Source organism: Rhizobium leguminosarum bv. trifolii WSM2297 (assembly GCF_000271845.1).
Genome location: NZ_JH719395.1, coordinates 92,548 through 106,494 on the forward strand (window position 1 = coordinate 92,548; position 13,947 = coordinate 106,494).

At 64.0% G+C, this 13,947-nt stretch carries 9 protein-coding genes; 8 read left to right on the plus strand and 1 reads right to left on the minus strand.

The genetic code is table 11. The features are described 5' to 3' along the window. Positions 1–10: 10 nt before the first annotated feature. The 8 genes from ccmI (at position 11) to RLEG4DRAFT_RS15770 (ending at position 11,480) form a co-directional block, all read left to right on the plus strand. A complete protein-coding gene (ccmI, locus tag RLEG4DRAFT_RS15735; protein WP_003578128.1) occupies positions 11–1,195 on the plus strand; it encodes a c-type cytochrome biogenesis protein CcmI in 1,185 nt (394 codons plus the stop codon). Further along, positions 1,192–1,674, plus strand: a complete 483-nt coding sequence (gene ccmE / locus RLEG4DRAFT_RS15740; protein ID WP_003578130.1) for a cytochrome c maturation protein CcmE — start codon at positions 1,192–1,194, stop codon at positions 1,672–1,674. Before ccmI ends, ccmE begins: the two co-directional genes overlap by 4 nt. Beyond that, positions 1,671–3,668, plus strand: a complete 1,998-nt coding sequence (locus RLEG4DRAFT_RS15745) for a heme lyase CcmF/NrfE family subunit (protein ID WP_003578132.1) — start codon at positions 1,671–1,673, stop codon at positions 3,666–3,668. Before ccmE ends, RLEG4DRAFT_RS15745 begins: the two co-directional genes overlap by 4 nt. A 149-nt stretch (positions 3,669–3,817) precedes the next feature. Then, positions 3,818–4,315, plus strand: coding sequence for a cytochrome c-type biogenesis protein (locus RLEG4DRAFT_RS15750; RefSeq protein WP_003578133.1), 498 nt, complete (start codon positions 3,818–3,820; stop codon positions 4,313–4,315). Positions 4,316–4,558: 243 nt separating this feature from the next. Further along, entirely contained in the window at positions 4,559–6,157 is a 1,599-nt protein-coding gene (locus tag RLEG4DRAFT_RS15755) for a Do family serine endopeptidase (protein ID WP_003578134.1), read from the plus strand. 65 nt (positions 6,158–6,222) lie between these two features. Continuing rightward, on the plus strand, positions 6,223–6,978 hold the full coding sequence (locus tag RLEG4DRAFT_RS15760; protein ID WP_375164600.1) for a response regulator transcription factor: 756 nt from the start codon (positions 6,223–6,225) through the stop codon (positions 6,976–6,978). Then, the gene (locus tag RLEG4DRAFT_RS15765; protein WP_003578136.1) at positions 6,975–8,387 is read left to right on the plus strand and encodes a sensor histidine kinase; all 1,413 of its coding nucleotides are present in this window, start codon (positions 6,975–6,977) and stop codon (positions 8,385–8,387) included. The genes RLEG4DRAFT_RS15760 and RLEG4DRAFT_RS15765 overlap by 4 nt, the downstream gene beginning before the upstream one ends. Before the next feature lie 135 nt (positions 8,388–8,522). Continuing rightward, on the plus strand, positions 8,523–11,480 hold the full coding sequence (locus tag RLEG4DRAFT_RS15770; protein WP_003578137.1) for a bifunctional [glutamine synthetase] adenylyltransferase/[glutamine synthetase]-adenylyl-L-tyrosine phosphorylase: 2,958 nt from the start codon (positions 8,523–8,525) through the stop codon (positions 11,478–11,480). On the opposite strand, the gene RLEG4DRAFT_RS15775 is transcribed toward RLEG4DRAFT_RS15770, so the two are convergent. Then, complete coding sequence (locus RLEG4DRAFT_RS15775; protein ID WP_003578138.1) at positions 11,477–13,786, minus strand: PAS domain-containing sensor histidine kinase; 2,310 nt, start codon at positions 13,784–13,786, stop codon at positions 11,477–11,479. The two genes, RLEG4DRAFT_RS15770 and RLEG4DRAFT_RS15775, sit on opposite strands and share 4 nt — an antisense overlap. Positions 13,787–13,947 lie beyond the last annotated feature (161 nt).

Consider the following 13,947-nt stretch of genomic DNA (forward strand, 5'->3'; position numbering starts at 1 on the left):
TTGGGCCGATATGCTGTTCTGGATTCTCGTTGCCGTTCTGACGGCGGTCGTCGCCGCTGTCCTGCTCTATCCCCTTCTGCGCGGAGCGAAGGCGGTGGAGGATATCCGTGCGGGCGAGGCGGCGGTCTATCGCGACCAGCTGCTCGAACTCGATCGCGATCTCAACGGCGGGCTGATTACGTCCGAGGAAGCCGATTATGCCAGGGCGGAAATCGGCCGCCGCTTGATCGCCGTCTCCGCCGGTGAGCCGGAAGAGGCGCCGAAACCCGCCCGGCATCACCGTTTCACCGAAGCCTTCGTGCTTCTGGTCCTGCCCCTTCTCGGGCTCTGTCTTTATTTGACGACCGGCAGGCCGGACCTGCCCTCGCAGCCGCTGGAAGCGCGGCTGGAAAATCCCGGCAACGATGTGGCGGTTCTGATCGCCAAAGCCGAACGACACCTGGCACAGAGCCCCGATGACGGCAAGGGCTGGGATGTGCTGGCGCCGATCTATCTGCGCACCATGCGCGTCAACGACGCGCAGCTGGCCTATCGCAATGCCATCCGGCTTCTCGGCCCGAGCCCCGCCCGGCTGGACGGCCTGGCCGAGACGCTGATGGCGATCTCCGACGGCATCGTGACGGAGGAGGCGCGGCAGGTGCTGGAACAATCGCTGACGCTGGAACCCGACAATCCGCGTGGCCGCTTCTACGTCGCCCTCAGCATGGAGCAGGCGGGGCGGCCGGATGAGGCGCGCCGGGCTTTCGAGGCGCTGGCAAATCAATCGCCATCAGATGCGCCCTGGCTGCCGCTGGTCAACCAGCATATCGCCATGAACGGCGGCGCGCCGGCAGGCGCCGATGCGGGTCCAACTCAGGCTAACCCCAGCAATCCGAGTGCCCCTGGCAATCCGAGTGTCCCCGGCAATCCCACGCAGCAGGATGTGGCGGCGGCGGAAAACATGAGCACCGGCGACCGGCAGCAGATGATCCGCGGCATGGTCGAGAGCCTCGATGCCAAGCTCAGCCAGGACCCGAACAATTTCGAGGGATGGCTGCGGCTCGTCCGCTCTTACGCCGTATTGAACGATAAGGATCGCGCCACCGGAGCGCTGAAGCGCGGCCTCGCGGCCTTTCCGCCGGCCGGCGAACAGGGCAGGCAATTGCTGGCTTTGGCTAGGGAACTCGGCATAGCCACAGAGGGGCAGACGGAATGACCCGCAAACAGAAGCGCCTGGCGGTGATATCAGGCGGCATGGGCTTCATTGCCGCCGCCGTTCTGCTTGTGATGTTCGCCTTCAGCCAGTCGGTCGCCTATTTCTACATGCCGGCCGATCTGGCAAAGACACCGGTGGCGCCGGAAACCCGCATCCGGCTCGGCGGCCTGGTCGGCGAGGGCAGCGTCGTGCGCGGCGCCGGCTCGACCGTGGAATTTTCCGTCACCGATGGCAGCGCCAATGCCGTCAAGGTCAAATATACCGGCATTCTTCCCGATCTCTTCCGCGAAGGGCAGGGCGTCGTCACCGAAGGCATGTTTACGCCAGGCACGAATATCTTCGTCGCCGATACCGTGCTTGCCAAGCATGACGAGACCTATATGCCGAAGGACGTGGCCGACCGGCTGAAGCAGCAGGGGCTGTGGAAGGAAGGTCAAGGCCAGGAAAATCGCGGCCAGGAAGCGAAGGCGACGCAATGATCATCGAGATCGGCCATTACGCGCTGGTGCTGGCGCTGGCAACGGCGCTGATCCTCTCGATCGTGCCGGTGATCGGCGCTCGCCGCCATGACCGGGCGATGATGGATGTGGCGACGATCGGTTCGCTGGCGATGTTTGTGCTGGTCGCCTTCTCCTTTGGCGTTCTGACCTACGCCCATGTCGTCTCCGACTTTTCGGTCGAGAACGTCTGGGAGAACTCGCATTCGCTGGTGCCGCTGATCTACAAATATTCCGGCGTCTGGGGCAATCACGAGGGATCGATGATGCTCTGGCTGTTGATCCTGACACTGTTCAGCGCGCTGGTCGCCGTCTTCGGCCGCAATCTGCCGGAGACGCTGAAAGCCAACGTGTTAGCCGTGCAGGCCTGGATTTCGGTCGCCTTCACGCTGTTCATCCTGCTGACCTCCAATCCCTTTCTGCGGCTCGATCCGGCGCCGGCCGAGGGCCGCGATCTCAATCCGGTCCTTCAGGATGTCGGCCTGGCGATCCACCCGCCGCTGCTCTATCTCGGTTATGTCGGCTTCTCCGTCTGCTTCTCCTTTGCGGTTGCCGCCCTCCTGGAAGGCCGGATCGATGCCGCCTGGGCCCGCTGGGTGCGGCCCTGGACGCTCGCCGCCTGGACCTTTCTGACGCTCGGCATCGCTATGGGCTCCTACTGGGCCTATTACGAACTCGGCTGGGGCGGCTGGTGGTTCTGGGACCCGGTGGAAAACGCCTCCTTCATGCCATGGCTGGCCGGCACCGCGCTCTTGCATTCGGCGCTCGTCATGGAAAAGCGCGAGGCGCTGAAGATCTGGACGGTGCTGCTGGCCATCCTTACCTTCTCGCTGTCGCTGATGGGCACCTTCCTGGTGCGCTCCGGCGTGCTGACCTCGGTGCACGCCTTTGCCAGCGACCCGAGCCGCGGCGTCTTCATCCTCTGTATCCTGCTGATCTTCATCGGCGGCGCGCTGTCGCTGTTTGCCTTCCGCGCGCCGCGGCTCTCGGCCGGCGGGCTGTTCGCACCGATTTCGCGCGAGGGCGCGCTGGTCGTCAACAATCTGATCCTGACGGTCGCCTGCGGCACGGTGCTGACTGGCACGCTCTATCCGCTGCTGCTGGAAACGCTGACCGGCGACAAGATTTCCGTCGGGCCGCCCTTCTTCAACATGACCTTCGGCCTGCTGATGGCGCCGCTGATCGTCATCGTACCGTTCGGGCCGCTGCTTGCCTGGAAACGCGGCGATCTGCTCGGCGCGCTGCAGCGGCTCTATGTCGTGGCGGGATTGGCCTTCGTCGCCGCGCTGAGCTTCTTCTATCTCGAACATGGCGGACCGGTGCTGTCGGTGCTCGGTCTCGCGGCCGGGCTATTCCTGGTTCTCGGCGCCATCGCCGATCTCTGGTATCGCGCCGGCATCGGCAAGGTCTCGGGCAGCATCGCCTGGCGGCGGCTTTCCGGCCTGCCGCGCTCGGCCTTCGGCACTGCCCTTGCCCATGCCGGGCTCGGTGTCAGCGTGCTCGGCATCGTCTTCGTCACGACCTTTCAGACCGAACACGTCATCGAGATGAAGCCCGGTGAGACCACCGAGGCCGGCGGCTACAGCATGCACTTCGACGGCATGCAGCCGGCGACCGGGCCGAACTATACCGAGGAGCGCGGCCACTTCACCATCCGGCGCGCCGGTGTCGCGGTCGCCGACACCTGGTCGGCCAAGCGCCTCTACACCGCCCGCCAGATGCCGACGACGGAGGCAGGCATCCTGACCTTCGGGCTCAGTCAGCTCTACGTCTCGCTCGGCGACGCCACCAAAGACGGCGGCATCGTCGTGCGCATCTGGTGGAAGCCGTTCATCCTCTGCATCTGGGGCGGCGCGGTGCTCATGGCCTTCGGCGGCCTCGTCTCGCTCAGCGACCGACGCCTGCGCGTCGGCGCCCCGCGCCGGAAGGCGAAAGTCGCCAAGCCGGCCGCGCCTGCGATGGAGCCGGCGGAATGACGGGCGCACCACCACCGCCACCCTCATTCCTGTGCTCGTCACAGGAATCCAGCGCGCCCAAGTCCTTGGGCGCAGGAGACTCTTCCTGGCAAAAAGGTTCATTCACGGCGCAGACGCGCCGTGGCTGGATTCCTGTGACGAGCACAGGAATGAGGGGAGGAGAGGTTTGGCGCGTCTCGCAGGTGTTGCGGCTTCTCTCCCGACTCCTCGTTGTCCTCTTCATCCTCTTCACACCCATGTCCGCCTTCGCCGTCAATCCTGACGAGGTGCTGGCCGACCCGGCGCTGGAAGGCCGCGCGCGCGCCCTCTCGGCCGAGCTGCGCTGCATGGTCTGCCAGAACCAGTCGATCGACGACTCCAATGCCGATCTCGCCAAGGATCTGCGCCTGCTGGTGCGCGAGCGCATCACCGACGGCGACAGCGACGATCAGGTCCTGAACTATGTCGTCTCGCGCTACGGCGAGTTCGTGCTGCTGAAGCCGCGTTTCAGCATGAAGACAGTGCTGCTCTGGGGCGCCCCGGCGCTGCTGGTGCTCGCCGGCGGCCTGTCGCTGCTCCTCTTTGCGCGCAGGAGGGTCGGAAAGCCGACCGGCAGCAAGCTGACGGCGGATGAGCAGGCGCAGCTGAGCGAGTTGTTGAAGAAATAATCGGCCACCAGCAATTTTCCGCGCCCCTCCGGCAGGCAAAGGAGCGCGCGTAGGCAGGATCCTCGAGCCCCAGACCGCCGCGGCTGAAGCCATCTGCACCCGGCGCTTTGCCAAACATTGCAAACATTACCAACTTTTCATTGGCCGGACAGTTCGCAGTAAGGTGCGGCATCCTATATCTTCAATCATCGACTGATCCGGCGTCGCCGGTCTGAAGATTTAAGAAAAAGAGAAGGTGCTCCAATGCTCAAGAATTTCAACGGACGTCCGTCCCTCGCCACTGTGCTCAAGGCTTCTACCGTCGCCGGTATCGCAGCCGCTGTGCTTGCAACCGGCGTTCCGCTCGAAATCACCCGGTCTTATGCCGAAGCTGTCAAGGTTCAAGCGCCTGCCGTCCCGAGCTTCGCCAATGTCGTCGATGCCGTTTCGCCGGCCGTCGTTTCCGTCCGCGTCGAAAACCGCGTCAATCCCGTCTCCGACAACAATGACGGTTTCTCCTTCGATTTCAACGGCCGCGGCTTTGACGATCTTCCCGACGATCACCCGCTGAAGCGGTTTTTCAAGCAGTTCGGCCAGGAGCCGAATGACCAGCAGGGCCATCAGCGGCGCTTCGGCCAGAACGGCCCCGGTGGTCCGGGCGGCCCGAATGGCCCCGGCGGCAAAGGTCGTCTGCGTCCGGTCGCTCAAGGGTCCGGCTTCTTCATCTCCGAGGACGGCTATATCGTCACCAACAACCACGTCGTTTCCGATGGCCAGGCCTTCGTTGCTGTCATGAATGACGGCACCGAGCTCGATGCGAAGCTGATCGGCAAGGATCCGCGCACAGACCTCGCTGTCTTGAAGGTCGACGGCAAGGGCAAGAAGTTCACCTATGTCAACTGGGCCGATGACAACAATGTCCGCGTCGGCGACTGGGTCGTCGCCGTCGGCAACCCCTTCGGCCTCGGCGGCACGGTGACCGCAGGCATCGTTTCGGCCCGCGGCCGCGATATCGGTTCCGGTCCCTATGACGATTACCTGCAGGTGGATGCCGCCGTGAACCGCGGCAACTCCGGTGGTCCGACCTTCAACCTCAACGGCGAAGTCGTCGGCATCAACACGGCGATCTTCTCGCCGTCGGGCGGCAGCGTCGGCATCGCCTTCGCCATTCCGGCCTCGACCGCCAGGGATGTCGTCGCCGATCTGATGAAGGATGGCCAGGTTTCGCGTGGCTGGCTCGGCGTCCAGATCCAGCCGGTGACCAAGGATATCGCCGAATCCATCGGCCTTTCCGAGCCGAGCGGCGCCCTCGTCGTTGCCCCGCAGGCCGGATCACCGGGTGACAAGGCCGGCATGAAGGCCGGCGACGTCGTCACCGCGCTGAACGGTGAAACGATCAAGGATGCCCGTGATCTCAGCCGCCGCATCGGCGCGATGCAGCCGGGCAGCAAGGTCGAGCTTTCGGTCTGGCGCGCCGGCAAGGCCCAGCCTCTGACCGTCGAACTCGGCACGCTGCCGGCCGATCAGAAGGATGCGTCTGCCGACGACAACAGCCAGCCGCAGCAGCCTGAGGCACCGGCTTCCGAGAAGGCGCTTGCCGATCTCGGCCTGACGGTCGGTCCTTCCGATGATGGCAAGGGCCTGGCGATCACCGGCATCGATCCGGACTCCGACGCTGCCGACAAGGGCATCAAGGAAGGCGAGAAGATCACCTCCGTCAACAACCAGGAGGTTTCCAGCCCCGCCGATGTCGTCAAGGTGCTGAACCAGGCGAAGAAGGATGGCCGCACCCGGGCGCTGTTCCAGATCCAGTCGAGCGAAGGAAGCCGCTTCGTCGCGCTGCCGATCAACGGCCAAGGCTGATTTTTAGGAAAACCGGAGCCGTGCGGATGAAAACCCGCGCGGCTCGATTGTTCTGATTTTGAAGGATGATCGCGATGAGCGCCGCCCCGCAGGAAGATGCTTTGAGCCTTGCCGAAACGCAGCCGGTGGGTAATGTCGGCCGCATGAAGATTCTCATCATCGAAGATGATCTCGAAGCCGCGGTCTACCTCACGAAAGCCTTTCGCGAGGCAGGTATCGTCGCCGATCACGCCAGCGACGGCGAAGCCGGCCTGTTCATGGGGTCGGAGAATACCTACGACGTCATTGTCATCGACCGCATGCTGCCGCGCCGGGACGGGCTCTCGGTCATCAGCGAGCTGCGCCGCAAGGCGATCCATACACCTGTTCTCATTCTCTCCGCCCTCGGCCAGGTCGACGACCGCGTCACCGGCCTTCGCGCCGGCGGCGACGACTACCTGCCGAAGCCCTATGCCTTCAGCGAGCTTCTGGCACGCGTCGAGGTGCTCGGCCGCCGCAAGGGCACGCCGGATCAGGATGTCGTCTATCGCGTCGCCGATCTCGAACTCGACCGGCTCTCCCACGAGGTGCGTCGCGGCGGCAAGGAAATCCCCCTGCAGCCGCGCGAATTCCGCCTGCTCGAATACCTGATGAAGAATGCCGGCCAGGTGGTGACCCGCACCATGCTGCTTGAAAACGTCTGGGATTATCACTTCGACCCGCAGACCAACGTCATCGACGTCCACGTCTCGCGCCTGCGCTCGAAGATCGAGAAGGACTACAGCCAGCCGCTCCTGAAGACCATTCGGGGCGCGGGGTACATGATCAAGGACGAGGGATGAGCCGCTTCAGGGTTCTCTTCAAGTCCACCGCAGTCCGCCTTTCGGCACTCTATATCCTGCTTTTCGCCATCTGCGCCGCGACCCTCGTCTTCTATGTGACGGCGATGTCGGAACGGCTGCTGACCGGCCAAATCCGCGACGCCGTCAAACAGGAGGTGGAGCAGGTCCAGCGCGCCTATGACACCGGCGGCATGAACCTTCTCCTGCGCACCATGGAGCGGCGTGCCCGCCAGCCGGGCGCCAATCTCTATATCATCGCCGGTCCCTCGGGCGATATTCTTGCCGGCAACGTCGCCTCGGTGCAGCCGGGTGTCTTCGAGGAAATCGGCTGGACCTCCGCTCCCTTCGCCTATCAACGCTACACCGACGGTGGTGGTGTCGAGCGCCGCCATCGGGCCATTGCCAATATCTTCGTGCTCGACAACGGTCTCAGAATCCTGATCGGCCGCGACCTCGGCGACCCCGAGCGGTTTCGTTTGCTGGTGCGCCAGGCGCTGATGGTGGCCTTGGCAATCATGGGGCTCGGCGCCATCATCATCTGGTTCGCCATCGGCCGCAACGCGCTGAAACGCATCGACCGCATGTCCGATGCCAGCAAGAAGATCATGGCCGGCGACCTGTCGCAGCGCCTGCCGGTCGGCGGTTCCGGCGATGAATTCGACCGGCTGTCGATGTCTTTGAACACCATGCTGGAGCGCATCGAGAAGCTGAACGAGGGCTTGCGGCAGGTCTCCGACAATATCGCCCACGACCTCAAGACGCCGCTGACGCGGCTGCGCAACAAGGCGGCCGATGCGCTCGATATCGCCGACGGCGAGACGCGGCGCACCGCCCTCGAAGGCATTATTTCCGAATCCGACCAGCTGATCCGCACCTTCAACGCGTTGCTGATGATCTCCCGCGTCGAGGCCGGATCGGTTGCGGCGGAGATGTCGCCGGTGGAGCTTTCGGCGATCGTCTCCGATAGCGCCGAGCTTTACGAACCGGCGGCGGAGGAGGCCGGGCTCGGCCTCAACGCCAGCGTCGAGCCCGGTGTCGAGGTGCAGGGCAATCGCGAACTGATCGGCCAGGCGATCTTCAACCTGCTCGACAATGCCATCAAATACTCCTCCGACACCGAAGGGGCGGGCACCGTGTCGCTGAAGCTTGCCCGCTGCCCGGATGGCATCTGCCTTTCGGTGGCCGATCACGGGCCGGGCGTTCCGGCCGATAGGCGCGACGACGTGGTCAAGCGCTTCGTCCGCCTCGACGAAAGCCGTTCGAAGCCGGGGACGGGGCTCGGCCTTTCGCTTGTCGAAGCGGTGATGGAGCTGCACAATGGCCGGCTGGAACTCTCCGATACCGATCCCGACAGGCCCGGACAGCGCGGCCTGACCGTCAGCATGATCTTCCCGGCCAAGGCCGCCTGAACTCTTCCACCGAATTGCGATCCGCTGAATCGCGTATTGGCGGTTTGGCACGAAAACCCTAGTTTAGTCCCGATCGAAGGGCGGTTCGCGATTCCACGTGAATGTTTCCTTCGGCTCAAAAGCCAGGGAGAGCGCATGCTGACGAAATCGACGCATGGTCTGACGGATGTGGCCGAAGGACTGCTGCGTCCGTTGAACCAGACCGAGTTGAAGCTGGCGCTGGCCGACCTTCAGGAGGCCGGAAAAGGCGAGCCGTCGGTGGCTGCGATGCTGAAGGCGGAAGGCCCGCTGCGCGATTTCATCGCCGCGGCGCTGACCCTGTCGCCCTATCTGCGCGAAATCGTCAACCTTGATCCTGCCGTCCTCGCCGGCGCCATCACCGCGCCGCTGGAGCCGCAGATCGAGGCGCTGGTCGCCGAGGCCAGGGGCTGCTGGCGGCCGGACGGCGAGGGGATAGCTCCCATCGAATCCGCGGTGATGACCAGGCTGCGCGTCATCAAGCGCAAGGCAGCCTTCCTCGTCGCGCTCGCCGACCTCTCGCGCATCTTCGACGGGCGGGCGACGACGGCCTGGCTGAGCGAGCTTGCCGAAGCTTCGGTTGCCGCCGCGATCGATCATCTGCTGCTGGCGGCGCATGAGAGCGGAAAGCTGCGGTTGCGCAATCCGGAAGCCCCCAGCGACGGCTCCGGGCTGATCGTGCTTGGCATGGGCAAACTCGGCGCCTGCGAGCTCAACTACTCCTCCGATATCGACCTCGTCGTCTTCTTCGACGAGGAGGCGGGCATCATGCCCGATCCCGATGACGCGATCGAGGTCTTCCCCAGGATGATGCGCCGGCTGGTGCGCATCCTGCAGGAGCGCACCGCCGACGGCTACGTCTTCCGCACAGATCTCAGACTGCGTCCCGATCCCGGCTCGACGCCGCTGGCGATCCCAGTCGAGGCGGCGATGATCTATTACGAGGGCAGGGGCCAGAACTGGGAGCGGGCAGCCTTCATCAAGGCGCGCGCCGTTGCCGGCGACCTTGCGGCGGGCGGCGATTTCCTGCGCGGACTTTCCCCTTTCGTCTTCCGCAAATATCTCGATTACGCGGCCATCGCCGATATTCATTCGATCAAGCGGCAGATCCACGCACATAAGGGCCACGGCGCCATCGCGGTCAAAGGCCATAACGTCAAGCTCGGCCGCGGCGGCATCCGCGAGATCGAATTTTTCGTCCAGACCCAGCAGCTGATTGCCGGCGGCCGTATGCCGGCACTGCGCGGCCGGGCGACGGAAGAAACGCTCGGCGAACTCACCAAGGCCAAATGGATCGACGCGGAGACCCGAGACGAGCTGACCGAGGCCTACTGGTTCCTGCGCGACGTCGAGCACCGCATCCAGATGGTGCGCGACGAGCAGACCCACCTGCTGCCGGAGACCGATGCCGACCTGAAGCGCATCGCCTTCATGATGGGTTTCACCGATACGCCGAGCTTTGCCGAACGGCTGGTCGGCGTGCTGAAGACGGTCGAGCGGCGTTATGCCCAGCTGTTCGAACAGGAAAGCAAGCTTTCCACCGGCAGCGGGAACCTCGTCTTTACCGGTCAGGGTGACGATCCCGATACGCTGGAAACGCTGAAGAAGCTCGGCTTTACCAGACCGTCCGACATTTCCCGCATTATCCGCACCTGGCATTATGGCCGCTACCGCGCGACGCAATCGGTCGAGGCGCGCGAAAGGCTGACGGAGCTGGCGCCGGAGCTTTTGCGCGTCTTCGGCGAAAGCAAACGCGCCGACGAAGCGCTGCTGCGTTTCGACAGCTTCATCTCGGGCCTTCCCTCGGGCATCCAGCTCTTCTCGCTGCTCGGCAGCAACCCGGTGCTGCTGTCGCTGATCGTCAACATCATGTCTTCGGCGCCTCGGCTTGCCGAGGTGATCGCCGCCAGGCCGCATGTCTTCGACGGCATGCTCGATCCCGGCCTGATGGCCGAATTGCCGACCCGCGATTATCTCGGCGAGCGGCTGAAAGCTTCGCTTGCCCAGGGGCGTCACTATGAGGAGGTACTCGACCGGCTGCGCATCTTCGCCGCCGAGCAGCGCTTTCTGATCGGCATTCGTCTGCTCACCGGCGCAATCAATGGGGATATGGCCGCACGCGCCTTCACCCATCTCGCCGATCTCATCATCGCGGCGGCACTCGATGCCGTGGTGAGCGAAATGCGCGCCGCACACGGCGATTATCCCAGCGGGCGCATCGCCGTTGCCGGCATGGGCAAGCTCGGCAGCTTCGAGCTGACGGCAGGCTCCGACATCGATCTGATCCTGCTCTATGATTATGACGATGCCGCCTCCGAATCCGATGGAGCAAAACCGCTCGACGCGACGCGTTATTTCACCCGCATCACCCAGAGGCTGATCGCCGCCCTGTCGGCGCCAACCGCCGAAGGCGTGCTCTACGAAGTCGACATGCGGCTGCGCCCATCCGGCAACAAGGGGCCGGTCGCCACCCGCATCAATGCCTTCGGCAAGTATCAGCGCCAGGAGGCATGGACCTGGGAGCATATGGCGCTCAGCCGCGCCAGATTAATCTGCGGCGATGACAGTCTGATCGCCGAGACCGAACATATCGTCCACGAGGTGCTGTCGGCTGATCGCGACATTGCCAAGGTGGCGCACGACGTCGCCGAAATGCGCGAACTGATCGACAAGGAAAAGCCGCCGGCCGGCCCATGGGACCTGAAGCTGATCCCCGGCGGCGTCATCGACCTCGAATTCATCGCCCAGTACCTGGCGCTGATCGCCCCGACCAAGGGCGTCGGCATTGCCGTCAACGGGATGAGTACCGGCGAGGCGCTGAAGGTGCTTGGCGACCGGCTGATGGCGACCGCCGATCTCGACACCTGCCTCGAAGCCTTCGCCCTTTATACCGGCCTTTCGCAGCTGATCCGCCTGTCGATCGACGGCCTGTTCGATCCGAACGACGCGCCGGCCGGCCTCATCGAACTCGTCTGCCGCGCCGGCGACTGCCCCGATATCAAGACGCTGGAAGGCGAGCTGAAACGGCTTTCGAAGGCTGTGAGAAAAATATTTTTGAATGTCGTGAAGGCTTAAAGATCATCGGGAATGCGCAAGGAGATCACCGTGCCCACAGCTTCGCGGGAGCGGATCTTCATGCGACCGCCATGCAGCGCGGTCAGCGAGCGGGAGATGGCGAGCCCGAGGCCGGAGCCGCCCTTGCTCTTGGCATACTGGCTCTGCACCTGCTCGAAGGGCTGGCCGATCTTCGACAGCGCCGAGCGCGGAATGCCGATGCCGGTGTCGGCGATGGTGACGAGGACGGCGCCATCGATGCGGCGGGTGCGCACCGCAATGCGGCCGCCATTGTCGGTGAACTTCACCGCATTGGAGAGCAGGTTGAGAAGCACCTGTTTCATCGCCCGGCGGTCGGCCGTCAGTGTCAGGCCGGATGAGATGCGCTGGTCGATGACGATGTTCTTTTCGGCCGCCGGTATGGCGGTGAAGCGCAGGCTTTCCTCGATCAGCGGCACCAGATCGATGCGCTCGCAATGGAGCCTGAGATGGCCGGCCTCGATCTTCGACATGTCGAGAATGTCGTTGATGACGTTGAGCAGATGTTTGCCGCTGTCATGGATGTCGCGCGCGTATTCGTCGTATTTCAGCGAGCCGAGCGGTCCGAACATTTGGTTCTGCAGGATTTCCGAAAAGCCGAGGATGGCGTTCAGCGGCGTACGCAGCTCATGCGACATATTGGCGAGGAATTCCGATTTCGCCTTGTTGGCGGCCTCGGCGCGCTCTTTCTCCGCCTGGTAGTTGGCGTTCGCTGTCGAAAGCTCGGATTTCTGGCTCTCCAGCGTCTGGCGCGAGGCGGAAAGATCGCCGATCGTCGCCATCAGCCGGCGCTCGGACTCACGCAGCCGCTCCTGGTGGCGTTTCATCAGGGTGATGTCGGTGCCCACGGAGACCCTGCCGCCGTCGCGGGTGCGCCGCTCGTTGATCTGCAGCCAGCGCTCGTCGGCAAGCTGCACCTCCGTCGTGCGTGAATAGCCGGGGCCGTCGGCATCGGCGATCCGCCGTTCGATAACCGGGCGGGCCGCGGCGGCATTGACGATCGAGCGCTCGGTGCCGGGCACGAGCACGCTGTCCGGCAGGCCGTAGGCCTGCTGGAAATGGGTGTTGCACATCACCAGCCGATCGTTCTTGTCCCAGAGCACGAAGGCTTCCGAGGTGCATTCGATGGCGTCGGCAAGACGCTGGTCGGCTTCCGCGTAGCGCTGGGCCAGCCGATGCTGTTCGGTCACGTCCATGGCGATGCCGATCAGGTGCACGCGGCCGGAATTGCTGCGGATCACCTGGGCGCGGGCGCGCATCCAGACATAATGGCCGCCGGCATGGCGCATACGGAAGATCTGATCGACCTGGCCGGAGTGGCCCTTGGCGATGGCGCGGGCGATCTCGTAGAGCCCGCCGTCATCGGGATGCATCAGGCGGGCGGCTTCGCCGAAGCCCATCGTCTTGTCGGAGCCCGGCAGGCCGAGCATGTCGTACATCGATCGCGACCAGAAGAATTCGCGGTTCTCGAAATCGAAGTCCCAAAGGCCGCAGCGGCCGCGCGACAGCGCCGTCTCGACGCGCAGGTTCGATTCCAGGAAGATGTCGTCGGCGTCACGGGCGCGCTTCACCTGCGTGTAATAGGCATAGAGGATGACCAGCAGGATCGAGGAGATGCCGGCAAACAGCGTGACGTTGAGGGCCAGCTGCTCGCGCCAGAGCCGGCTGATCTCGTCGAGCGAGGTGGCGGCGACGATATAACCGCCGGCATTGCCCATCAGCGTGATCTCGGCGTAATGCGGCACGCCGCCGATCGTCGTTTCGATGACGCCGGCGCGATCGCCGAAACGCCGGATCGCCGAGACCTCGGGGAAGAAATCACCGACATTGCTGCCGACATGCGAAAGCCCGGCGGTCGTTGCGGCAAAGACCTTGCCGCTTGCCTGCACGAGTAGCACGAAGGCGCCAGTGTCGAGCCGGTCCTGCGGCAGGAACCTGGCGAGCCGCGCCTGCGCTTCGGCGATATCGCCGCTGTCGAAGATGTCGGAGGCATCGGCAAAGACGGCCGAGGCGGTCGCGGCCGAAAGCGCGGTGGCATGGCGGGCAGAGGCTTCCAGGCGGGAGTATTCGCTGACCATGCCGAAGAAATGTGAGGCGGCGACGACGAAGAGGAAGGCGACGATCAGCGCCGGAATGGCGCGCTTCAACAGCAGCTCGGCCTTTGGCAGATGACGCAGAAGCGGTTCCGATGTCGCATGACCGGAGAGGCTGTCTCGCCAGGCTTTCAGCCCGTCAAAATCGACACGCAGCCGTCCACCGGCCACGGTTGCCCGTCGCACGTCCATCATCTCTTTGCCTTGTCCCTCGTGTGATTCGCGCGCCGCTCGCTCGAACCTGAACTAGAGAATCATGGGTGATTCGCCTTGTCCAGAGGCAAAGGTAAAAATCCGTTAACTATTTATAATTTCGTATTTTTCAGGCGATTCGAATCGCTGGGGAAATGGACCGC